This is a genomic window from Actinomycetospora sp. 2LY8.5 (assembly GCF_057180585.1).
Genome location: NZ_JBXUHE010000001.1, coordinates 245,127 through 266,349, shown reverse-complemented (window position 1 = coordinate 266,349; position 21,223 = coordinate 245,127). Strand labels below are relative to the sequence as shown.

At 70.5% G+C, this 21,223-nt stretch carries 19 protein-coding genes and 2 pseudogenes; 11 read left to right on the top strand and 10 right to left on the bottom strand.

What is annotated here, in order from left to right:
* The first annotated feature begins 42 nt into the window (after positions 1-42).
* From AC2A1K_RS01260 to AC2A1K_RS01245, 4 genes and pseudogenes are all read left to right on the top strand, one after another.
* Positions 43-1,332 (top strand): MFS transporter, encoded by a 1,290-nt coding sequence (locus tag AC2A1K_RS01260; protein ID WP_483894487.1) that lies wholly within the window; start codon positions 43-45, stop codon positions 1,330-1,332.
* Between the two features lie 60 nt (positions 1,333-1,392).
* A pseudogene (locus AC2A1K_RS01255) lies at positions 1,393-1,701 on the top strand (Rieske (2Fe-2S) protein); the annotation flags it as partial.
* 91 nt (positions 1,702-1,792) lie between these two features.
* A pseudogene (locus AC2A1K_RS01250) lies at positions 1,793-1,996 on the top strand (amidohydrolase family protein); the annotation flags it as partial.
* Positions 1,997-2,078: 82 nt separating this feature from the next.
* Positions 2,079-2,291: a hypothetical protein gene (locus AC2A1K_RS01245; protein ID WP_483894486.1), complete on the top strand. Its 213-nt coding sequence runs from the start codon at positions 2,079-2,081 to the stop codon at positions 2,289-2,291.
* A gap of 1 nt (position 2,292) precedes the next feature.
* Here AC2A1K_RS01245 and AC2A1K_RS01240 read toward each other — a convergent pair whose 3' ends face one another.
* From AC2A1K_RS01240 to AC2A1K_RS01215, 6 genes are all read right to left on the bottom strand, one after another.
* Positions 2,293-3,087 carry a class I SAM-dependent methyltransferase gene (locus AC2A1K_RS01240; RefSeq protein WP_483894485.1) on the bottom strand — a complete coding sequence of 265 codons (795 nt, stop codon included), beginning with the start codon at positions 3,085-3,087 and terminating at the stop codon, positions 2,293-2,295.
* A gap of 186 nt (positions 3,088-3,273) precedes the next feature.
* Positions 3,274-4,830 (bottom strand): long-chain-fatty-acid--CoA ligase, encoded by a 1,557-nt coding sequence (locus AC2A1K_RS01235; protein ID WP_483894484.1) that lies wholly within the window; start codon positions 4,828-4,830, stop codon positions 3,274-3,276.
* On the bottom strand, positions 4,818-5,285 hold the full coding sequence (locus AC2A1K_RS01230; RefSeq protein WP_483894483.1) for a hypothetical protein: 468 nt from the start codon (positions 5,283-5,285) through the stop codon (positions 4,818-4,820). The genes AC2A1K_RS01235 and AC2A1K_RS01230 overlap by 13 nt, the downstream gene beginning before the upstream one ends.
* Complete coding sequence (locus tag AC2A1K_RS01225) at positions 5,272-5,865, bottom strand: TetR/AcrR family transcriptional regulator (protein ID WP_483894482.1); 594 nt, start codon at positions 5,863-5,865, stop codon at positions 5,272-5,274. Before AC2A1K_RS01225 ends, AC2A1K_RS01230 begins: the two co-directional genes overlap by 14 nt.
* Positions 5,862-6,734 (bottom strand): SDR family NAD(P)-dependent oxidoreductase, encoded by an 873-nt coding sequence (locus tag AC2A1K_RS01220; protein ID WP_483894481.1) that lies wholly within the window; start codon positions 6,732-6,734, stop codon positions 5,862-5,864. The genes AC2A1K_RS01225 and AC2A1K_RS01220 overlap by 4 nt, the downstream gene beginning before the upstream one ends.
* Positions 6,731-7,912 carry an aromatic ring-hydroxylating oxygenase subunit alpha gene (locus AC2A1K_RS01215; protein WP_483894480.1) on the bottom strand — a complete coding sequence of 394 codons (1,182 nt, stop codon included), beginning with the start codon at positions 7,910-7,912 and terminating at the stop codon, positions 6,731-6,733. Before AC2A1K_RS01215 ends, AC2A1K_RS01220 begins: the two co-directional genes overlap by 4 nt.
* Before the next feature lie 203 nt (positions 7,913-8,115).
* Here AC2A1K_RS01215 and AC2A1K_RS01210 point away from each other — a divergent pair, with 203 nt between their 5' ends.
* The 7 genes from AC2A1K_RS01210 to AC2A1K_RS01180 all read left to right on the top strand — a co-directional run bounded on the left by AC2A1K_RS01210 (position 8,116) and on the right by AC2A1K_RS01180 (position 16,301).
* A complete protein-coding gene (locus tag AC2A1K_RS01210; RefSeq protein ID WP_483894479.1) occupies positions 8,116-10,059 on the top strand; it encodes a flavin-containing monooxygenase in 1,944 nt (647 codons plus the stop codon).
* Entirely contained in the window at positions 10,049-10,801 is a 753-nt protein-coding gene (locus AC2A1K_RS01205) for an enoyl-CoA hydratase/isomerase family protein (RefSeq protein WP_483894478.1), read from the top strand. Before AC2A1K_RS01210 ends, AC2A1K_RS01205 begins: the two co-directional genes overlap by 11 nt.
* Positions 10,802-11,090: 289 nt before the next feature.
* A complete protein-coding gene (locus AC2A1K_RS01200; protein WP_483894477.1) occupies positions 11,091-12,428 on the top strand; it encodes an MFS transporter in 1,338 nt (445 codons plus the stop codon).
* Between the two features lie 90 nt (positions 12,429-12,518).
* The gene (locus tag AC2A1K_RS01195; RefSeq protein WP_483894476.1) at positions 12,519-13,784 is read left to right on the top strand and encodes a cytochrome P450; all 1,266 of its coding nucleotides are present in this window, start codon (positions 12,519-12,521) and stop codon (positions 13,782-13,784) included.
* Positions 13,785-13,814: 30 nt separating this feature from the next.
* Positions 13,815-14,648 (top strand): mycofactocin-coupled SDR family oxidoreductase, encoded by an 834-nt coding sequence (locus AC2A1K_RS01190; RefSeq protein ID WP_483894475.1) that lies wholly within the window; start codon positions 13,815-13,817, stop codon positions 14,646-14,648.
* Positions 14,649-14,680: 32 nt separating this feature from the next.
* The gene (locus AC2A1K_RS01185; protein ID WP_483894474.1) at positions 14,681-16,081 is read left to right on the top strand and encodes an aldehyde dehydrogenase family protein; all 1,401 of its coding nucleotides are present in this window, start codon (positions 14,681-14,683) and stop codon (positions 16,079-16,081) included.
* A 28-nt stretch (positions 16,082-16,109) separates the two neighbouring features.
* Positions 16,110-16,301: a ferredoxin gene (locus AC2A1K_RS01180; RefSeq protein WP_483894473.1), complete on the top strand. Its 192-nt coding sequence runs from the start codon at positions 16,110-16,112 to the stop codon at positions 16,299-16,301.
* A 62-nt stretch (positions 16,302-16,363) separates the two neighbouring features.
* Here the strand turns inward: AC2A1K_RS01180 and AC2A1K_RS01175 are convergent, their stop codons facing one another.
* Genes AC2A1K_RS01175 through AC2A1K_RS01160 form a run of 4 tightly spaced genes read right to left on the bottom strand, consistent with a single transcriptional unit; the run spans position 16,364 to position 21,222 of the window.
* Positions 16,364-17,698: an FAD-dependent oxidoreductase gene (locus AC2A1K_RS01175; RefSeq protein ID WP_483894472.1), complete on the bottom strand. Its 1,335-nt coding sequence runs from the start codon at positions 17,696-17,698 to the stop codon at positions 16,364-16,366.
* Positions 17,695-18,981: an acyl-CoA dehydrogenase family protein gene (locus AC2A1K_RS01170; protein ID WP_483894471.1), complete on the bottom strand. Its 1,287-nt coding sequence runs from the start codon at positions 18,979-18,981 to the stop codon at positions 17,695-17,697. Before AC2A1K_RS01170 ends, AC2A1K_RS01175 begins: the two co-directional genes overlap by 4 nt.
* 28 nt (positions 18,982-19,009) lie before the next feature.
* On the bottom strand, positions 19,010-20,053 hold the full coding sequence (locus AC2A1K_RS01165) for a phosphotransferase family protein (protein WP_483894470.1): 1,044 nt from the start codon (positions 20,051-20,053) through the stop codon (positions 19,010-19,012).
* Entirely contained in the window at positions 20,050-21,222 is a 1,173-nt protein-coding gene (locus tag AC2A1K_RS01160; RefSeq protein ID WP_483894469.1) for a thiolase C-terminal domain-containing protein, read from the bottom strand. The genes AC2A1K_RS01165 and AC2A1K_RS01160 overlap by 4 nt, the downstream gene beginning before the upstream one ends.
* Position 21,223: the final 1 nt, after the last annotated feature.

The following is a 21,223-nucleotide window of genomic DNA, read 5'->3' as shown; positions in this document are numbered from 1 at the left end:
GCCGCTTGTCCTCGGCTCGGAGGTGCGCTTCCCTCGCACCCCATGGCCGGTCCCTCGCGTCGGAGCATCTTCACCGCGAGCTTCGTCGGCACGTCGATCGAGTGGTACGACTACTACATCTTCGGCACCGCCGCGGCGCTGGTGTTCGGGAGCCTGTTCTTCCCCCAGTTCTCCTCGGTGGCGGGCACGCTCGCCGCGTTCGGCACCTTCGCGGTCGGCTTCATCGCCCGCCCGCTGGGCGCGGCGGTGATCGGCCACTTCGGCGACCGTCTCGGTCGCAAGGCCATGCTCGTGCTCACGCTGCTGCTCACCGGCGTGGCGACGGCCCTCATCGGCCTGCTGCCGACCTACGCCGCGATCGGGATCGGCGCCCCGCTGCTGCTCGTGCTGCTGCGCCTCCTGCAGGGCTTCGGTGTCGGTGGGGAGTGGGGCGGCGCCGTGCTCATCGCCACCGAGCACGCCACGAGCAGGCGCCGCGCGGTCTACGGCAGCTTCGCGCAGTTCGGCGTGCCCATCGGCGTGCTGACCTCCAACCTCGCCTTCCTCGCCGTGGCCGGCCTGCCCGACGAGGCGTTCCGCTCCTGGGGCTGGCGGATCCCGTTCCTGCTGTCGGTCGTCCTCGTCGTGGTCGGCTTCGTCGTGCGCAGCCGCCTGCAGGACGCGCCGGAGTTCGAGGCGGTCAAGGCCAGGCGCGAGACGAGCACGGTGCCCGTCGCCGAGCTCGTCCGCCGGCACCCGAAGACCCTCGTGCTCGCGAGCCTCGCCTCGATCGCGCCGCCGGCGATCGGCTACACCGTGATCGTCTACATGCTGAGCTACGGCACGACGGCGCTCGACTACGAGCGCACCACCCTGCTCACGCTGATCATGCTGCCGACCGTCGTCTGGGTCGCGACGATCGTCGCGGCGGCCGTGCTGAGCGATCGCTACGGCTCGCGGCCGGTGTACGTGATCGGGGCGCTCACCGCCGTGATCTGGCCGCTGCCGATGTTCGCGCTGGTCAACACGGGCTCGGCCGCCCTCGCGGGGCTCGCTTTCGCGGTCGCCGCCGTCGTCCAGGGCATCATGGCCGGCGCCCAGGGCGGGCTGTTCAGCGAGATCTTCCCGGTGCGCGTGCGCTACAGCGGGATCTCCATCGCCTACCAGATCGGCGGGATGGTCGGCGGCGCCGTCACCCCCATCGTGGCCACCGCGCTGTTCGGCGCCACCGGCTCGTCCACCCCGATCGCGCTCTACGTCGCGGCGCTCTCGCTGCTGACGCTCGTCGCGGTGTTCGGCCTGAGGGAGGGTTCGGCCCGGACCCAGGACGCGCCCGAGCATCAGCGGAATTGATGCCCGGCATTCCCGATCGCTGTTTCTCCGCCTGCCGACGCCATTTCTACGATCGGCTTCGTGCGGATCGCGGTGTCACGGCTCGACGAGTTCCCCCCGGGGGAGCGTCGCATCGTCGAGGCGGGCCGGCGCTCGATCGGCGTGTTCCGGGTCGGTGACCGCTTCTACGCCGTGAACAACCACTGCCCCCACCAGGGTGGGCCGCTCTGCCTCGGGCGCACCGTGCCGCGGGTCAGCTCGAGCACGCCCGGCGACTATCGGGTGGACGGCGACGACGCCCTCGTCGCGTGCCCGTGGCACGGCTGGGAGTACGACCTCGCCACCGGGCAGTCGTTCCTGGGGCCGGGGGAGCCGCCGGTCCGCACCTACGGGGTCTCGGTCGGGGCCAGGGAGACGGCCAGGGAGACGGCCAGGGAGCCGACCAGGGAGCCGGGCCCCGGAGTTCCCCTCGCTGCAGCTCGTGCTCGTCGAGGGCGGCATCGCCTGGGCCGGGCCGCTGCTCTGGGCGCTCGACCAGGCGTGGGCGAGGCTGCGCGAGGACGTTCCGCACCTGCGCCGGCCACCGTCGGAGATCGTGCGCGAGCACGTCTGGTTCACCACGCAGCCGATCGAGGAGCCCGAGGACCCGACCCACCTCGAGCTCGCGCTGCGCCACCTCGACATGGACGACCGCATCCTGTTCGCGTCGGACTACCCGCACTGGGACTTCGACTCGCCCCAGCACGCGCCGCGCGATCGTCTTCTCGGTGATCGGCGCGATCGTGGGGGAGTACCTCGGCGGCAACGAGGGCCTCGGCTTCCTCGTCGTCTCGAGCCTCAACGCCCTCGACGCGCCGGCGTTGTTCGCCGTCATCGTGCTGCTCGCCGCGGTCGGTTCCGTGCTGTTCTTCGCGGTCAACGTGGCGAAGCGTCTGGTCATCCCGTGGCACGAGTCGGTGAGCGAGAGGGAGTTCGCGTGACTCAGGCGGGCCTGCGGGCGAGGTAGCCGACCACGGGGAGCTCGGCGCGCAGCGGCAGCCCGTCGCGGACGTGCTGCTCGGCGACGGTCACGGCGGCGTCGTGGAACGCCTGCTCGCCGACCGCGCGGATCGCCTCGTAGGCGGGACCGGTGGAGGCGAGCGCCCGCGCGTAGCCCTGGGGGTCGGGGGCCTCCCAGGAGAAGCGAACGTCGACGCGGCGGACGTCGGCGAACCCGTGGGAGGCGAGCAGCTCCTCGCCGGCGCCCGGTCGCCCCAGCGCCACCATGGCCGCCTGGTTGGCGACGGCGGGTTCGTCGGCCAGGCGGAAGGGCGCGAGCATCCACGCCCCGGGCGAGATCTTCAGGTGGCCCCACACCGTCAGCCCGACGCGCCCGCCGGGTGCGAGCACGCGGTGGACCTCGGCGAGCGCCTCGGGCGTGGTGCCCCAGATGCCGCGGAAGCTGGTGACGACGTCCTGGCTGCCGTCGGCCCAGGGCAGGGCGTGCATGTCGCCGATCCGGACGTCGGCGTCGGGATTGCGGTCGCGGGCGACGGCGACGAGCCGGGCGGAGGCGTCGATGCCGGCGCACGTCGCGCCGCGCAGCGCAGCGAGCTCGAGCGCGAGACCCGAGCCGCAGGCGATGTCGAGGAGCCGGTCACCGGCGTCGACGCCGAGGTGGTGGTGCATCGCGACGTACTCGCGGCAGTTGCTGGGCTCGCAGAGCGTCGCGAAGTCGGCCGCCCGGCGCCCCCAGCCCTCGTCGACGAGGGTCCAGTCGTGTGTGGTCACGGCCATGACCAGCAGTGTCGGGGTCTCCGTGCCCGAACGGTAGAGCTGCGCCCCTGGCCCGGGGGACGAGAACGCCCGTCCTGGCTGCTGCCGATGGGGCCGAGCCGACACGGTTTGCCCAGCGCGGGACCCTGGGTCCTCGGCACGATGTGCGAGCCGGACGGGTTGATGAAGCGGGTGATCGGGGATCGGTCAGCCCAGAGCCTCCTCGGAGATGCCGGGCACCTCGTCCCGGAGGACGCGCTTGAGGACCTTCCCGGATACGTTCTTGGGGAGCTCCTCGCACACGTGGACGGCCTTGGGGAGCTTGTAGCCGGCCAGGTGGTGGCGGGTGCGGGCGATGATGTCGCTGGTCTCGGCCTTCTGCCCGCTGCGGAAGGTGACGAAGGCGTGCACGGCCTCGCCCCAGGTCGGGTCGGGCACGCCGAGCACGGCGACCTCGGCGAGCTCCGGGTTCGCGGCGAGCAGGGCGAGCTCGACCTCGAGGGAGTAGATGTTCTCGCCGCCGGACTTGATCATGTCCTTCTTGCGGTCGACGAAGAACAGATAGCCCTCCTCGTCGCGGTAGGCGAGGTCCCCGGTGTGCAGCCAGCCGTTCCGGAGCACGTCGGCGTTGACGTCGTCGCGCTTGTAGTACCCGCGGAAGACGTTGGGGCCCTGGATCACGATCTCGCCGACCTCGCCGGCCGGTACCGGGTTGTCCTCGTCGTCGACGATCCGCACGTCCAGGTACCACGCGGGACGCCCGAGAGTGTTCTCGCGGTCGGCCATCTCGCCGACGTACTCGGTGACGCTGACCATCGGTGCGGCCTCGGTCAGCCCGTACGCGAACCACAGGTGCTGTAGCGACAGCCGGTTCATCACCGTTGCGGGGAACTCCCGGGTGTACTTGGCTGCGGCGGTCAGCACGGAGCGCAGCGAGCTGAGGTCGTGCTGCGACAGCTGCCGGTAGTCGAGCAGCTGCTGCATCGGGGCGACCAGTATGCAGGCCTGGGTGACCCGGTGGGTCTCGATGAGGCGGCAGGCCTCGCCTGGTTCCCACTGGCGCATGACCACGATCGGCAAGGCGCGGACGAAGTAGGCGTTGACGATCATGTGCAGGCCGCTGACGTGGTTGGTCGGCATGCTGAGCAGGGTGCAGTCGCCGTGCTGGGGCGGAGCGTACGTCAGGTAGCAGACCGCGTCCCAGCAGATGGCGCCGTGGGTGAGGACGGCGCCCTTGGGGAGTCCGGTCGTGCCGGACGTGTACATGATCAGGGCTTCGTCGTCACTGCCGACCTCGATACCGGGATCCTCGGTGGACGCGCCCCTGCGCAGCTCCTCGTAGTCCAGCGCGTCGGGGATGGTGGCGGGCCCGTCGTAGACGACGAGGGTGATGCCCGCGAGCTCGTCGCGGACGGCCGTGACGACGTCCTGGTAACCGGCTTCGACGAACAGCACCTTCGCGTCGCCGTCGGTGACGATGAACGAGATCTCCTTGGGCGCCAGGCGCCAGTTGATGGTGCCGAACACAGCACCGATCCGGCCCGCCCCGTGGCAGAGCTCGAGGTACTCGACGGAGTTCCGGCCCAGGACGGCGACGTGCTCGCCGAACCCGACGCCGAGCCCGAGCATCAGGTTCGCGGCCTGGTTGACCCGGTCGTCGTACTCCGCGTAGGTCCAGCGCCGTCCCTCGTAGATGATCGCCGTGCGGCGAGGGTGGTTGGTGGCGGCCCGGCGAACCACCGAGGCCAGCGTCAGTCCGTCCATGGTCGCGTCGACCTCCGTGTCATCGCTGGGGAATCGCTGGAAACGTCAAGTCGGGCGAGATCGAACGCGAGGTTGTAGCGGGCGCGCCCTTCGAGGCGCACACGGCACTCCGGAGTCGCGTAGACGGAGTCGCCGTGCAGGAGCCGCTCGAGCACGTCGCGCGCCGCGACGCCGGCGTAGTCCTGCGGGGGACGCCCGAGCGGCGTGAGCAGGATGTCGACGAGGACCGCCCCGTCGGGGTCGTCGTCGAGAAGGGGCCGGGCGCGCCACGGGTCGAGCCCGCACAGGCGATGGACACGGTCGTCGTCATGGCCTGTCGCCTCGCGGTCGGGTGAGCTCAGGACCAACGCGGCGACGCGCACGGGATCGGGATGGTCGGCGCGGTGCTCGAGCTCGTCGAGCCAGAACTCGACAGCTGGTCGATGGGCCGTCGGGGCGGGGTCAGTTCGGGTCATCGGCGATCCCGTCCAGCACGACGCGGGCGTAGAACCGGCCGATCTCGCGGGCTGTCATCGCGCCGGGGTGGTACCAGTGGTACGTCCAGGCGCTCATGCCGATGAGCCCGAACGTCATCACCTTCGCCGAGGGCACGGCGCGGAACTCGCCGCGCGCGACGCCCCGCTCGATCATCCGGACGACCCGGCGCTCGAACTCGTTGCGCTTGGCCTTGACCGACTCGAACCTCTCGTCGGTCAGGAAGCGGTGCTGCTCGTAGAAGATGCGCTGGTGGGGCTGGTACGTCTCGACCCCGACGACGATCTCCTCGATCAGCTCGGCGAGGCTCTCGCGGACGGGCCGGTCCCCGGTGTTGATCGAGTCCAGGACCTCGAGCTGATGGTCGATGAAGATGTCGTGAATGACCAGCAGGACGTCTTCCTTGCTGTCGAAGTGGTGGTAGAAGGATCCCTTGGTGACCCCGGTAGCCTCGACGATCTGCTGGACCGAGGTCGCCTCGTAGCCCTGCTTGTCGAAGAGCTCCACCGCGGAGGTCACGATCCGCTCCCGGGCCTCGCCCGGGCGCCCGCGGGCCGTCATCGCGCGTCCGCCGTGGTGCCGCGTCGCCGGACGACGGACTCCTGGCCGGTCGAGCCGCGCGCGACGCCGACGAGCCCGCGCGCGGCGGGGTCGCCGCCGATGGTGTCGCCGACCCACGGGCCGGCGGCGGTGACCCCACCGTCGACGTTGATCGACTCGCCGGTGACGAACCCGGAGTCGGGCCCGGCCAGGAACGCGATCACCGAGGCGACGTCGGTCGGCTCCCCGATCTCGGGCCAGGGCTGGACTTCGCCGAGGAGCCGGTCCATGTGCTGCCCGCCGCGTCCCAGGATCGGTGTTCTGATGAAGCCGGGGCAGACGCTGTTGACCCGGATGCGGTGCGGGGCCAGCTCGACGGCCACGGCCCGCGTGAGGCCGACGACGGCGGCCTTCGCGGCGGAGTAGGCCTGCGGTCCGGCGCCGCCGCTGATCGCGGCGAGCGAGCCGAGGTTGACGATCGCCCCGCCCGCCGGGTTCGTCTTCATGGCCCGGGCGGCGTGCTTGATCCCGAGGAAGCTACCCCGGCCGATCACCGCGAAGGTGTAGTCCCAGTCCTCCACCTCGAGCTCGGTGATCGGGCCGAAGGCGCCACCGACGCCGGCGTTGTTGACCATGGCGTCGAGCGCTCCGAACCGTGCGACGGCCCGCGCCACCGCGGCCTCGACGTGCTCCTCCTCGGCGACGTCGGTGCGGACGAGCTCCAGTCGGTCGGCGTGGTCGTCGAGCTCGCGCAGCAGGGACTCCCCGTTGGCCTGGTTGAGGTCGGCGACGAGCACGTTCCAGCCGTCGCGGAGCAGGCGCTCGACGGTCGCCCGGCCGATCCCGCTCGCGCCGCCGGTGACCAGGGCGGTCCGTCCGTGTGCGGTCACATCGTCTCCTGCATGACGGGGGAGGGCGTCGACGCGCGGACGGTCGCCGCGGTGATCTGGTGGTGGAAGTCCTGCAGCCCGATCTCGTTGCGGCCGTAGACGATCTCGTCGAGGACCCCGGCGGCCAGGTTGCGCTGGATGTTCGCCATGGTGGCGAAGTCCTCGCCGTACACGGTCTCGAGCGTCTTGTCCCAGTTGCGCTGCCAGTGCCGCTTCGCGCCGGCGGTGGTGGGCTCGGCGTCGGTGAGCAGCCACAGCGCCGCGTCGCAGGCGGTGTCGTCGCCGGGACGCGGCGTGAACCGCCACAGCTCGAGGTGATCGAGCTGCCAGACGAACACCGTGTTCGGGAAGAGGACGTAGACCAACGTGCAGTGGGGGAACAGGGACCGCTCGTCCTCCGGGCGGGTGAGCATCTCGGGGAAGGTGCTGCGCACGACCGTGAGCCGCTGGTGAGGCGCGTAGGAACGGAACGCCGAGACGTTGCTGATGAACGCCTTGCCCAGCGACACCTTGTGCAGGAACCCGAGGTGGAACAGTTCCTGGAAGGTGTTGACCCCGAACTTCCAGTTGAACGGGAACGGGTTCGTCTCGCCGCGGAACACGTGCGCGGCGTGGGAGGTGAACCCGGCGAGCTCGGCGTCGAGCTCGCCGCCCAGGTAGTCCGCGACGTCGATGACCGCGTCGCGGCGCGGGACGAACCAGATCAGGCCGTGGCGCTCCTCGCTCGGGAACTCGCGCAGACCGAAGTCCGAACGCTCCAGGCCCGAGAACCCGTCGCGGTCGACGAACGTCCGGAGGTTCCCGGAGCGGTCGTAGGCCCAGGCGTGGTACGGGCAGGAGAAGATCCGGCGGTTCCCCGCGGCCTGCTCGCATACCCGGTTGCCGCGATGACGGCAGGCGTTGAGGAACACGCGGGCGACACCGTCGTCGCCGCGGACCACCAGCAGCGACATCCCGGCGATGTCGTCGGTGACGAAGTCGCCCGGCTCCGGGACCGCCGCGGCCGGCCCGACCACCAGCGGGTAGCGGCCGAAGAGGATCTCCGACTCCAGGGCGGTCCGGGGGCCCACGAGGTCCGACGCCTGCACGCGGGCGACCCCGGGGGCCATCGCGGTCGTGCCCCCGGCCAGCAACCCCCCGATCTCCTCGATCAATCCCAGCTCGGTGGACCGGTTCATCCGCAACCCTCCTCGTCGACTCGTCCGCTGCCGTACCGGACGGTATGAGATTTCGTGGTCCGTGCCACACTGCTCCTAAGAAGTCCTAGCACCGGTCGACACACCGAGCAAGAGCGCCGCTTCAGTTGTCCATACCGGTCGGTCTGGCTACCGTGGGCGTGCCGCCGGTGACCGGCGTCGACGGACACCGCCAGGGAGGCGTCGTGCTCGAAGATCCCGCTCCGGATCCCCGTCTCGACCGGGCCCGGCTCGCGGACGCCGTGGCCGGAGGAAACCTCCCGGCGCTCCTGATGGTCCTCCACCAGCTGACGGGGGACCGGCGCTGGCTCGAGGAGCCGTACCGCCCGACCCGCGCCCGGGGCCTCGACGACAACGACGACGCGGGGCTCGCGCCCGCCGTGCAGTCGGAGGTTCGCGACGCCGTGGTCGAGGCGGTCCTCGCCTGGCACCGCGGCCGGGAGGCGGCGCTGCCGACGCCGACGGCCGAACAGCTCCAGGAGATGATGAGCACCTGCATGGGCGAGCCCGTGCCGGCCGAGTACGCCACCATGATGCTCGTCGAGATGGGCTTCGTTGGTGACGAGACCCCGACCGCGCCGTGGCCCACGGGCGAGGCGGCGGGCGGGTCGCCGTTCACGGTCGCCGTCATCGGGGCCGGGATGGCCGGGCTGATCGCCGGCGCCCGGCTCCGTGCCGCAGGCATCCCGGTCGTCCTCCTCGAGAAGAACGACGACGTCGGCGGGACCTGGCTGGAGAACCGCTACCCGGGCGCGGGGGTGGACACCCCCAGTTACCTGTATTCGTTCTCCTTCTTTCGGCGGAACTGGTCGACGCACTTCGGTAAGCGTGACGAGGTCTGGTCCTACGTCCACGACATGGCCGTTCACTTCGGGCTGCGCGAGGTGATCCGCTTCGGATGCGAGGTGACCTCGGCGCGGTTCGACGAGGCCCACCGGCGATGGACGCTGACCTACGTCGACGGCGACGGCGTCGTCGACACCGTGACGACCAACGCGGTGATCACCGCGGTCGGGCTGCACAACCGCCCGAAGGTCCCGGACGTGCCGGGAAAGAGCACGTTCATGGGTCCCTCGTTCCACACCGCGCGCTGGCCCGACGCTCTCGACCTCACCGGCCGTCGCGTCGCGGTCATCGGCACCGGGGCCAGCGCGATGCAGGTCGTGCCGGCGGTGGCCGACCGCGTCGCTCACGTGACCGTGTTCCAGCGGTCACCGCAGTGGGTCGCGCCCAACGCCAACTACTTCGCGCCGGTCGGCGACGACGTGCACTGGCTGATGAGCCACGTCCCCTATTACCACTCCTGGTACCGGTTCCGGCTGGCGTGGAGCTTCAACGACAAGAACCACGCGGCGTACCAGAAGGACCCCGCATGGCCGCATCCCGAGCGATCGCTCAACGCCGCCAACGACCGTCACCGCCGGTTCTTCACGTCCTATCTGCGGGACGAGCTCGAGGGGCGGCCCGACCTCGTCCGGAAGTGCCTGCCTTCGTATCCGCCGTTCGGGAAACGGATCCTGCTCGACAACGGCTGGTTCGCCGCCCTGCGCCGCGAGAACGTCACCCTGGTGGCCGAGCCGGTCACCGAGGTCCTCCCGACGGGTGTCCGGGGTGCGGACGGCGCGATCCACGATGCCGACGTCCTGATCTGGTCGACGGGCTTCCAGCAGCAGCGGTTCCTGCACCCGATGGACATCGTCGGACGTGACGGAACGAACCTGCGGGACTTCTGGGACGACGACGACGCACGCGCCTATCTCGGGATCACCGCGCCGCGCTTCCCGAACCTGTTCTTCACCTACGGGCCCAACACCAACCCCGGTGGTGGCAGCACGATCTTCATCCTCGAGGCCCAGGTCCACTACATCCTCGACCTGCTCACTGTCATGAGGGAGAAGAACCTCGCGTCCGTCGAATGCCGGCCCGAGCCCTACGAGCGCTACAACCACGACGTCGACACCGCGCACGCCGCGATGATCTGGACCCACCCCGGGATGGACACCTATTACCGCAACGCCCGGGGGCGCGTCGTGACGAACATGCCCTGGCGGGTGGTCGACTACTGGCACATGACACGCCACGCCGATCTCGACGACTACGCGACGACGCCGTCCGACGATGAGCTCTGAGTCGCCGGGAGGCGCCTACCGCCTCGAGCACCTCGACGGGGTCCTCGTGGTGACCTTCGACCGGCCACCGGTCAACGCGTTCGACCTCCGCGCCTACCGGGACCTGACCCGAACGCTGGCCGAGAGCGACGGCGCCCCCGACGTCCGTGCGATCGTCCTGACCGGCGCGGGGGAGCGGGCGTTCACCGCCGGGACCGATCTCGCCGACCTCCGGCGGCCCGACCTCCTCGAGGAGCTGACCGCCGCCTCCCTGGCCTTCTTCGAGACCCTGGCCGGTCTCGACACACCACTGGTCGGAGCGCTCAACGGTCCCGCCGTCGGCGGCGGCGCCATGATCGCGGCGGACTGCGACGTCCTGATCGCCGTGCGCGCCGCCAGGATCGGGGTGCCGGAGCTGCAGCTGGGTTTCCCGGGCGCCGCCAGCCATCTGAAGCGGCTCGTGCCCCGGCCCGTGGCGCTGCGCATGCTCCTGCTCGGCGAACAGCCCGACGCCGATCGGCTCCTCGAGCTCGGAGCGCTCGCCGAGGTGGTCCAAACCACACAGGACCTGCATGTCGCGGCACTCTGCCATGCCGGGCGCATCGCGGCGCTCGACCCCGCCGGCGTCGCGACCGCGCGGCGGGTCGTGCGCGAGGACGAGGACGCCCGGGCGCTCGCCGGCTACCGCGCGGAACTCGCTGCGCTTCGACGGGCCCTCGCGTCGCGGCCGCCCGGCCGCCCTCGTCTGTCTCCCGCGCCCTGAGGGGTTCACGCGTCGCCTTCCGTCACCGAGGTCGGCACCTCCGCGAGAGGGAGGGAGGTCGAGAGCGCCCTCGGCCCGGTCGGACTCGGCCTGGACGGTCGAACACGACGCGGGTGGGCATGACATGGGTCGACGCGAACTGCCTGGGTGGCAGGGCGAAGATGCGAAGCGTTGTGGACTTCGTATGTCTCTGTATACGGTGGCGTCCTCCGGTGTTCGGCTAGCGACGTTCGCTCTGTCGCGCACGAAGGCCGTGTGTTCGTGTCGTTGTCGCAGGGAGGCGAGTGGCGTGAGCGTGGAAGACCACCCGGCGGAGCGTGCCGTCGCGGCGACCGCGGACATCCCGCCGAAGACGCCGGTCAGGGCGGCGCTGTCAGCCTTCCTGGGGACGGCGGCCGAGTACTACGACTTCATCATCTACGGGACGGCCGCGGCTCTCGTCTTCGGGCCGGTGTTCTTTCCAGAGACGAGCGCGGCGGCGGGCACGCTGTTGTCCCTGTCCACTTTCGCCGTCGCGTACCTCGTGCGGCCGCTGGCGTCGATCTGGCTCGGGCACCTTGGCGACCGGTTCGGGCGCAAGCGGCTCCTGGTCGCCACGCTGGCGTTGATGGGCCTCTCGACGCTGGCGATCGGGCTGCTGCCCGGGTACGACACCATCGGGATCGCGGCGCCGCTGCTGTTGGTGTTCTGCCGGATTCTGCAGGGCATATCGGCGGCGGGGGAGCAGGCGGGCGGGGCGTCGATGGCGCTCGAGCACGCCCCGGACGGCCGCCGCGGCTACTTCGCGAGCTGGACCCTCAGCGGCGCCAACGGCGGGCAGGTGCTGGCCATGCTCGCCTTCCTCCCGGTTGCGGCGCTGCCGGACGAGCAGCTCCTGTCGTGGGGTTGGCGAGTACCGTTCTGGGCCAGCGCGCTGGTCTTCGCCACCGCGCTGTGGGTCCGGCGGTTCACTCCGGAGACTCCGGAGTTCGAGCGGAACCGGCTCGGTGAGACCATCGTGCCCAATCCGGTGGCCGTGTTGGTCCGCCGGCAGTGGCGCGACGTCCTGCGGGTCGCCGGCTGCGCGATCATGGCCACGGTCAGCAGCGTGGTGTCGGTGTTCGGGCTGAGCTTCGGCACCGCGAGCGGCGTCGACCGGCAGACGATGATCTGGTCGGTACTGGTCGCCTACGCGCTGTCGATCGTCACCCAGCCCGCGTTCGCGCTGCTCTCGGACCGGGTGGGTCGCAAGCCGGTGTTCGTCGGCGGCACGCTGGGGTGTGCGGTGCTGGTGTTCGGCTACTTCCTGGTCGTGACGACGGGGAGCCCGTTGCTCATCGTCGCGGCGACCGTCGTCTTGATGGGACTGGCGTTCGCGGCGGCGAACGGGGTGGCCCCGTCCTTCTACCCGGAGCAGTTCGATTCGCGCTACCGATTCTCCGGCATGGCCATCGGCACGCAGTTCGGGTTCGTGATGGTGGGGCTGGCGCCGGTGATCGGAGCCGCGATCGTCGGGACCGGTGAGCTGGGCTGGGTGCCCGTGGCGGTATACAGCGCTGTCTGCTCACTGGTGGCCGCCGGCGCCGCGCTGGTGAGTCGCGAGACCGCCCATGTGCCGGCGAGAGAGCTCGGGGCAGCACCGAGCTGACGGGCCCGGCCTGCCCGAGTTCGCCACCTCTCGGCCCGGCCTTCTCTGTGTATACATCTGCGTCCAGATCATGACGAAGACGGAGAGCTCATGAGCACCTCACGCATCGAGGTCGACTTCGACCACTATTCCGCTGAGTACGCCAAGGATCCCCAGGGCATGAACCGGCGAATGCTGGAGTCCGCGGGTCCGTTGGCCTACAGCCACCATCACGGCGGCTTCTGGGTGGCCCTCGGATACGAGACGGTCCGCCGGATCGCCCGGGACGACGACACGTTCACCTCTACGCACGACCTGCCCAACGGCACGTCGCCCAACGGTGGCATCAATCACCCGCCGGCCCCGTTCCGCCTCATCCCGCTCGAGCTGGACCCACCCCAGTTCAACGTTTGGCGGCGACCGATGGGTAGGCACTTCGGGCCGCCGGCCATCGAGATGTGGAAGCCGAAGATGCAGGAGTACGCCACCTGGTGCCTGGACCAGGTCATCGAGTGCGGCAGTCTGGACTTCGTCACCGACTACGCGAATCCGGTGCCCGCGCTGCTGACGATGGAGCTGTTGGGCATCCCGATGGCGCGGTGGAAGGAGTTCGCCAAGGCCACCCATGCCCAGGCGGCGCTGCCTGGCGGATCCCCGGAGAAAGATCGGGCGCTGGCCACTTTCACCGAGATCGTCCAGTCGGTGATCCCGGTGGCCCATGACCGCCGGCAGAACCCCACGGACGACTTCCTGTCCAACATGGTCACCCTGGAGATCGACGGCCGTCGCCCGACGGACGAGGAGATCCTCTCGATCTGCCTCACCTTCGTCGGCGGCGGCGCCGACACCACGACTTCTCTCGTGTCCAGCACGTTGCACCATCTCGGCTCCCATCCGGAGGACCGGCAGCGGCTGATCGACGATCCGTCCCTGCTGGCGAGCGCATGCGAGGAGTTCCTTCGCTTCTACAGCCCGGTCCAGATCCTCGCCCGCACCGCCACGAAGGACATCGAGGTCGAGGGACAGCTCATCCGCGAGGGAGACCGGGTGCTGCTGTCCTGGGCGGCCGCGAACATGGACGCCACGGTCTTCGACGAGCCGGAGAAGATCAAGATCGACCGTTTTCCGAACCGGCACGCCGCGCTCGGCTTCGGGGTGCACAAATGCATCGGCACGCACCACGCTCGAGCCGACTTCGACATCATGGTGAGCGAGGTGCTGCGCCGGATCCCGGACTACACCGTGGACGAGAATGCGGTCGAAACCGCGCAGTCTGCCGGCGTGACGTGGGGCTACGTCAGCCTGCCCGCCACATTCACCCCGGGCGAACACTCCGGCCGGGTCAGTTCACTCGACACCACGCTCGCTGGCGCCTGACCTCGTCGGCGGACTCTCACAAGGAGAACCATGACCACACCGAGTCTCACCGGCCAAGTCGCGCTGATCACCGGGGCCGCGCGCGGGCAGGGCCGGTCACACGCCCTGCGCCTGGCCCGCGAGGGCGCGGACATCATTGCGATCGACGTCCCGGGCGATATCGCCAGCGTTCCCTATCCGATGGGCACCACGGAGGACCTCGCCGAGACGGTGAAGGGTGTCGAGGCGCTGGATCGCCGCGCCGTGGCCGTGCAGGCCGACGTGCGGGACGAGGGCCAGGTCGAGAAGGCCGTCATGCAGGGGCTGGAGGCCTTCGGCACGATCGACATAGTCTGTGCCAACGCAGGCATCCTGTCCTACGGCCCGGCGTGGGAGACCACGTCCTCCCAGTGGAAGGACACGATCGACACCAATCTGAACGGTGTCTGGTACGCCATCAGGGCCGCGCTTCCGGCCCTGATCGCTGGGGGCGGCGGCAACATCGTGATCACCAGCTCGATGGTCGGGGTCAAGCCTGGGGCCAATGCCCTGCCCTACGTGGCTGCCAAGTCCGCGCTCCTCGGGATCACCAAGTCGCTGGCGATCGAGCTCGGCCCCAAGAACATCCGGGTCAACGCGGTGGCCCCGACCACTGTGAACACGGACATGGTTGCCAACCAGGCGACCTACGACCTGTTCCGCCCGGACCTCACGAAGCCCACCATGGACGACTGCGTGGACGGCTTCTCCGGCATGCAGGCACTGACCATCCCGTGGATCGAGCCCGGCGACGTGAGCGCCGCGATCGCCTGGCTCGTGTCCTCCGAGGCCCGCTACGTCACCGGTGTCTGCCTCCCGGTCGACGGCGGAGCGTCGATCAAGTAGACGTCGGGCCACTACCCGAGACGAGGAACGCCATGACCACTGTGGAGAGCGCCGACATCGCCGTGCGCGCTTACCGGACCGTCAATCCCGCTACCGGAGAGGTCGTCACCGAGCACCCCGGTCTCGACCGTGGCGAAGCAGCTGAACTGCTCGACCGGGCGCACACCGCGTACGCGCGGTGGCGGTCCACGCCGATCGCCGAGCGCGTGGCCTGCTACCGCCGCTTCGCCGACCTGTACGAGTCGAAGGCAGATGAGTTCGCCCGCCAGGTCAGCATCGAGATGGGTAAGCCCCTGGGGCAGGCGGTCGCCGAGTCCGGGATGGTCCCCGAGATGTTCCGCTTCTACGCCGGCCGGGCAGAGGAGCTCCTCGCCGACGAGGAGGTGCAGGTTCCCGGCCTGTCCCACGCTGTGATCCGCCGCGAGCCCATCGGCGTCGTGCTGGGCATCGAGCCCTGGAACGGGCCGCTGTACCAGGCCATGCGGGCCACCGTGCCCAACCTGATCCTCGGGAACACGGTGGTGCTCAAGCCGTCGGAGATCAGTGCGGCCTCCACGTTGATGTTCGACGCACTGTTCCGCGAGGCAGGCTTTCCGGACGGCGCATTCCAGACGGCCCTGTTGTCGATCGACCAGGTCTCGGACTACATCGCGGACCCGCGTGTGCGTGCCGTGACCCTGACCGGGTCGGACCGGGCCGGAGCGGCCGTCGGCCAACAGGCGGGCCGGCACGTCAAGCCGGTCGTGTTGGAGCTCGGAGGGTCGGACGCGTTCATCGTCGCGGATTCCGCGGACGTCGACGCCGCGGTGGCCACGGCGGTCGCCTGCCGACTGTTGATCACCGGGCAGGCGTGCATCTCGCCCAAGCGGATCATCCTCACCGAGGCGGTCGCCGACCGTTTCCTCGCGGGCTTCCTCGCGCAGCTCGACGGCCAGGTGCTCGGCGACCCGTTCGACCCGGCGACCACGGTGGGGCCGATGTCGTCGGGCGCGGCAGCTGACCTGCTGCAGGAGCAGTACCAGGACGCGGTCTCCAAGGGGGCGACCGTCCTGAGGGCGGGAGGCCGCGTCGACGGGCCCGGCGCCTTCTTCGAGCCGGCCGTGATCACCGATATCTCCCCCGGAATGCGGGTCTACACGGAGGAGGCGTTCGGGCCGCTGGCCATGATCTACCGAGTGCCGGACGCGGCCGCTGCGATCGAGTTGGCCAACACCACGCCGTACGGCCTGGGCGGGACGGTGTTCGCCCAGGACCCCGACGAGGCGGACACGATCGCCCGCGGGCTCGACACCGGTGGTGTCGGCATCAACGGCTTCCTCGGTGCCCGGATCGAGCTGCCGTTCGGCGGCACCAAGAAGTCAGGTGTCGGTCGGGAGCTCGGCCGGTCAGGCCTGGACCCCTTCGCGAACATCAAGACCTACGGGTGGGCGTGAGCGCGACCGAGCTGCTGGAGAACCGCGGATGAGGATCGAGCTGGACCGGTCACTGTGCATGGGCAGCGGTGCCTGCGAATTGGTGAGTCCCGATCTCTTCTCGCTCGACGAGTGGGGATTGGTCGTGGCGGGGACCCCCGAGGTCGACTCCGGGAGGGAGGCGGATGCCACCGCGGCGGCGGAGGCGTGCCCGAACTCGGTGATCACAGTGGTCGAGTGAGCCGAGGAGTCACGACGGAGGGCCGGTCCGGATCGGGCCGGCCCTCCGTCGTCCGCGTGGGGTCACGCCCTGGCGATGGCGAGCATTCGATCTCGGCTCCAGACCTTGACTCTCTCGCGACCGGGCTGTCCGGCTCGACGCTCGTGTCCGTCGATCCGCAGCCAGCCGTTCCAGGTCACCGGCTCGATCCCGCGCGTACGCAGGGTGTCGAGGAGGTCGGGACGGGCGCCGTCGGGGGCTTCGCCAAGATCCGCGAGCACGTGGTTGATCGTCTCCTGGGCGTCCCCCTTGGTGTGCCCGATCAGGCCGACCGGCCCCCTCTTGATCCAGCCGGTGACGTACGCGCCGGGCACCACCATGCCGTCGGGAGAGAGGACACGGCCCTCGGTGTTGGGCACGGTGGCGGTGTCCGGGTCGTACGGCAGGCCCGGGACCGGTCCGGAGGCGTACCCGGTGGCCCGATACACCGCAGTGACCGGCCACTCCCGCACGGCAGAGGCAGGGGCGACCGTGCCGTCGCCCCGGAGCTCACCACGGCGGGTCCGCAAGCCCGTGACCGCCCCCTCGGTGACGGCGACCTCCAGAGGATCCTCGAGAAAGTGGAGGTGGACGAGGGTCTCGCCGGGCTCGGGGACGGGTGCGGCCGGCGCTGCGCAGGCCTGGAGCCTGGTCACCACCATGGCCTGGACCCGGTTTGCCGCCAGGAGCGCCTCCGAGCCCTCGTCGAGGACGACGTCGGTCTCGTCGACGTGTACTCGGACACCGGGCAGCGAGGTCAGCTCCCGCAGTTCGCCCGGGCTGAACTTGCAGTGGGCGACCCCGCGCCTGCCGAACACGTGCACGACACGTGCCCGGTTGGCGCGCAGACCGGCTTCGACATGGGCGGGGATGTCCGTGGTGGCGAGCTGCTCCGCGGGGCGGGCCAGGATCCGGGCCACGTCCAGCGCCACGTTGCCCACACCGACGACGGCCACCTGCTCGTCCTTCAACGGCCAGGTCTCCGGCGCGTCCGGGTGCGCGTTGTACCAGGCCACGAAGTCTGCTGCTCCGTGCAGGCCGGCAGCGGCCGGACCCAGGCCGCTGGGCCTGTCGAGCTCGGCGCCGGTGGCGATGACCCAGGACGGGTAATGCAGGGCCAGGTCCGCGACCTCGACGTCCCGACCCAGCTCGACGTGACCGAGGAACCGGACACGGGGATCGGACATCATGTCCGACAGCGACGTGACGACGTTCCGGATCCGCGGATGGTCGGGCGCGACCCCGTAGCGGATCAGCCCGAACGGCACGGGCAGCCGGTCCAGGACGTCCACCCGCAGTGTGGGATGTCCGGAGAGCAGACCGTGCGTGGCGAAGATTCCCGCCGGGCCGGCCCCGACGACCGCGACTGTGAGGCTCACAGGCCGGCCGTGCGCTCGTCGAGCAGCTCGGCGAACTTCTCCACCGCGCTCGCCCGCCGGGTGGGAACGTGCTCGCTGGGCACGTCCCGCGGGGTGTACTCGCGGAGGATCCGGCGAGCCACGCTGACCTTGTGCACCTCGTCCGGACCGTCGTAGATGCGCGACGACCTGGCGAAGCGGTACATGTACTCGAGCGGCAGGTCCGTGGTGAAGCCCAGCGAGCCGTGCACCTGGATGGCCCGGTCGATGACGTTGTAGAGCACCTGCGCGCCCCAGAATTTGATCATTGCGATGTCGTTGAGGGCCGACTTCACGCCGTAGGTGTCCATCTTCCAGGCGGCGTGGAGGGTCATCAGCCGGGCGGCTGTCATCTCCGCCGCGGACGTGGCGACCCAGTCCTGGACCATCTGCTTCTCGGCGAGCGGGGTGCCGAACGTGTGTCGGCTCACCGCGCGTTCGCAGAGCATGTCGAACGCCCGGGCGGACTGGCCCAGCCAGCGCATGCTGTGGTGGATCCGGCCCGGCCCGAGCCGTCGCTGTGCCAGGCGGAAGCCACCGCCGACCTCGCCGAGGACGTTCTCCTCCGGTACCCGGACGTCCTCGTAGAGGATCTCGGCCTGGCCGTCGGCCCGGCCGGCGCGGTCGTCGGGCTCGTCCATGGTGGGGATGTCCCGCACGATCGTGACGCCCGGGGCGTCGGTCGGCACGACGATCATCGAGGCGCGGTCGCGCGGGGCGGCCTCGGGGTCGGTCACCGCCATCACGATGAGGAAGTCCGAGCCGGTGGCCGACGAGGTGAACCATTTGTGCCCATTGATCACGAACTCGTCGCCGTCGCGAACCGCCGTCGTGGTGAGCATCGTGGGGTCGGATCCCGCGTTCGGCTCGGTCATCGAGAAGGCGCTGCGTTGGGCACCCTCGAGCAGCGGGAACATCCAGCGTCGCTTCTGCTCCTCCGTGCCCGCGAGAGCAATGAGCTCCGCGTTGCCGGAGTCCGGTGCGGAGCAGCCGAAGACGGCGGGCGCGAGCTGGGTGCGGCCGATGATCTCGTTCATCAGCCCGAGCCGGACCTGGCCGAAGCCGCTGCCTCCCAGTGCCGGGGGCAGATGAGCGGCCCACAGGCCGTGCTCCTTGACCTCCGCACGCAGCGGCTCGGTGGCACGCCGCAGTCGCACCGCGTCGAGCCGCAGCGGCTCCAGCGGGATCACCTCGGTGTCGATGAAGTCGCGCATCCACACGAGCTGCTTCTCGAACTCGGGGTCGGTGGAGAAGTCCCAGGCCATCGGGGGATCCCTTTCGGGTCGGTGAGGGCTAGCGCAGCCGCGCGACGGCCTCGACCGCGCGCTCGGTCTCGCTGTAGCCGGAGGCGTCCAACAACGTCAGGCGGTCGCGGTAGCCGTCGTCGGCCATGACCCCCGCGCGGTAGCGGGCGGTCACCCCTAGCTGGATGCAGGCCAGCCGCCAGATCGCGAACGCGGTGTAGTAGCCGATGCTGACCGGATCCGTCCCGGTGCGGGATACGTAGCGGGCGGTGAGCGCAGCCCGGTCCGGGAAGCCGGGGACGAGACTCGGCGGCGGGTACAGCGGGCTGAACGACTCACCGGGCTCCCGCCATGTGGCGAGCAGCCAGCCGAGATCGGCCAGAGCGGGTCCTGTCGTCGCCAGCTCCCAGTCGAAGACGGCGATCACGTCGCCCGCCGGCGAGAACGCGAGGTTCCCCGGGCGCAGGTCGCCGTGCAGGATCGCGCGGCTCTCGTCGGGCACGGCCTCGGCCAGCGCATCGTGCACACGCAGGAGGGTGGTCGCCTCCGGCCCGCCGTCGGCGCGCAAGCGCTCCCCCCACAGCCGCAGCTGGCGGGCAACGTAGCCAGGTCTGTCGGGCTTCTCGGGCAGCCCGAGCGCCGTCGGGTCGAGGGTGTGCAGCGCGACCATCACGTCGATCACCTGCTCGCCGGCGCGCCCGCGGACATCTGCGGGCAGCGCCGAGACGGCGTCCGGGCTGTCCAGGACGACGCCGTCCACCATGTCCATGACGTAGAAGCCGGCGCCGGTCACGCTGGCGTCCGCGCAGTAGGCGACCGGGGCCGGCACCGGGATCGCGGTGTCTCGGAGACGCACGAGCCAGTCCCACTCGCGACGCATGTCGTGGGCGGAGGTCGTGACCATCCCGGTCGGCGGGCGGCGGAGCACGCGGTCGCACCCGTCTGCATCCGTCACCCGGTAGGTGAGGTTCGACCGGCCGCCGGAGAGGACGGTGAACGAGTACGGTCCGCGCCCCACGCCGTGCGCCGTCAGCCATCCCGAGACCGCGGGGACGTCGAGCCCCCGGAGAACGTCCGGCGAGGAGGAGGTCACAGGGCCTCCGCGGAGCCGAAGAGGGCCGAGGACGTCATCTCCGACGACGGGCCGCCGGTGAGTAGCGACACGGTCGCGTCCGGCACCTGGTTGCACGACTGGCCGCGGAGCTGCCGCACGGCCTCGAGGCCCAGCGCCATACCGTGGACGAACCCTTCGGCGAGGTCGCCGCCGCTGGTGTTGACCGGCAAGGCCCCGCCCGGCGCGGTCAGGTTCTCGACGGTCATGAACTCGCCCGCCGTCTCGGCCGTGCAGAAGCCGTGGTCGATCAGCGACATCGCGCCGGGGCCGGTGAAGTTGAGGTAGACCTGGGCCACGTCGACGTCCGCGGGTCCCACGCCGGAGGAGGCCCACAGCCTGCGGGCGATCTCGAGCTGGCCCGCCGAGGTGTAGGGCTCGTGGTTCTCGTCCAGCTCGCCCCAGCGTGCCGGAGCGCCCATTTCGGCGGCCAGGAGGTAGGCGGGCTCCTGACGCAGGTCGCGGCCCCGCTCGGCCGAGGTCAGCAGGAGCGCGGCCGCGGCGTCGTTCTCGCGGCTGGAGTCGTAGAGGTGGAACGGCTCGGCGATCCACCGTGACTCGTCGTAGGTCTGCTCGTCGAGGCCGACGTCGCGACCGATCGCCCGCGGGTTGTTGGCCGCGTGCCGATAGGAGGCGATGGCCAGTGCGCGCAGTGCTGAGCGCGGCACCCCGTCGTGCTCGAGCAGACGCTGGGAGCGGATGCCCAGACACTGGACGGGGGAGTCCATGCCGTGCACGGTGTAGTTCGGCCCGAAGTAGCCGGCGCTGACTGCTCGCAACAACCGGCCGCTCTGCGACTCACTGCTCGCTCGATAGACGACGACGTAGTCCGCCTGCCCGGCCACGATGGCGCTGGCCGCCATCGCGATCGCGCCGCCGGTACCGCCGCCGCCTCCTCCGAAGACCATGCTGGACCAGCGCATGTTCCGGGTGCCGAGCGGTCCGATGAGCCTGGGGCCCTCGTTGACGTCCGCGCCGTAGGACGCGAAGCCGTCGACGTCCCGCACGTCCACCCCGGCGTCCTCGCAGGCCGCGACGATCGCCTTCAGCAGCAGGAGTCGTTCAGGATCGGGCGAGCGGCCTCGCTTGTAGATGGGCGTCTCACCGATGCCGACCACGGCAACCTTGCCACGGAGGCCCTCTCCGGCCACG

Excerpts from the sequence above, each read along its gene's own strand:
- AC2A1K_RS01260 (WP_483894487.1), top strand. The coding sequence starts at position 43 with ATGGCCGGTCCCTCGCGTCGGAGCATCTTCACCGCGAGCTTCGTCGGC.
- AC2A1K_RS01240 (WP_483894485.1), bottom strand. The coding sequence starts at position 3,087 with ATGGCCGTGACCACACACGACTGGACCCTCGTCGACGAGGGCTGGGGG.
- AC2A1K_RS01235 (WP_483894484.1), bottom strand. The coding sequence starts at position 4,830 with ATGGACGGACTGACGCTGGCCTCGGTGGTTCGCCGGGCCGCCACCAAC.
- AC2A1K_RS01230 (WP_483894483.1), bottom strand. The coding sequence starts at position 5,285 with ATGACCCGAACTGACCCCGCCCCGACGGCCCATCGACCAGCTGTCGAG.
- AC2A1K_RS01225 (WP_483894482.1), bottom strand. The coding sequence starts at position 5,865 with ATGACGGCCCGCGGGCGCCCGGGCGAGGCCCGGGAGCGGATCGTGACC.
- AC2A1K_RS01215 (WP_483894480.1), bottom strand. The coding sequence starts at position 7,912 with ATGAACCGGTCCACCGAGCTGGGATTGATCGAGGAGATCGGGGGGTTG.
- AC2A1K_RS01205 (WP_483894478.1), top strand. The coding sequence starts at position 10,049 with ATGAGCTCTGAGTCGCCGGGAGGCGCCTACCGCCTCGAGCACCTCGAC.
- AC2A1K_RS01195 (WP_483894476.1), top strand. The coding sequence starts at position 12,519 with ATGAGCACCTCACGCATCGAGGTCGACTTCGACCACTATTCCGCTGAG.
- AC2A1K_RS01190 (WP_483894475.1), top strand. The coding sequence starts at position 13,815 with ATGACCACACCGAGTCTCACCGGCCAAGTCGCGCTGATCACCGGGGCC.
- AC2A1K_RS01185 (WP_483894474.1), top strand. The coding sequence starts at position 14,681 with ATGACCACTGTGGAGAGCGCCGACATCGCCGTGCGCGCTTACCGGACC.
- AC2A1K_RS01180 (WP_483894473.1), top strand. The coding sequence starts at position 16,110 with ATGAGGATCGAGCTGGACCGGTCACTGTGCATGGGCAGCGGTGCCTGC.
- AC2A1K_RS01170 (WP_483894471.1), bottom strand. The coding sequence starts at position 18,981 with ATGGCCTGGGACTTCTCCACCGACCCCGAGTTCGAGAAGCAGCTCGTG.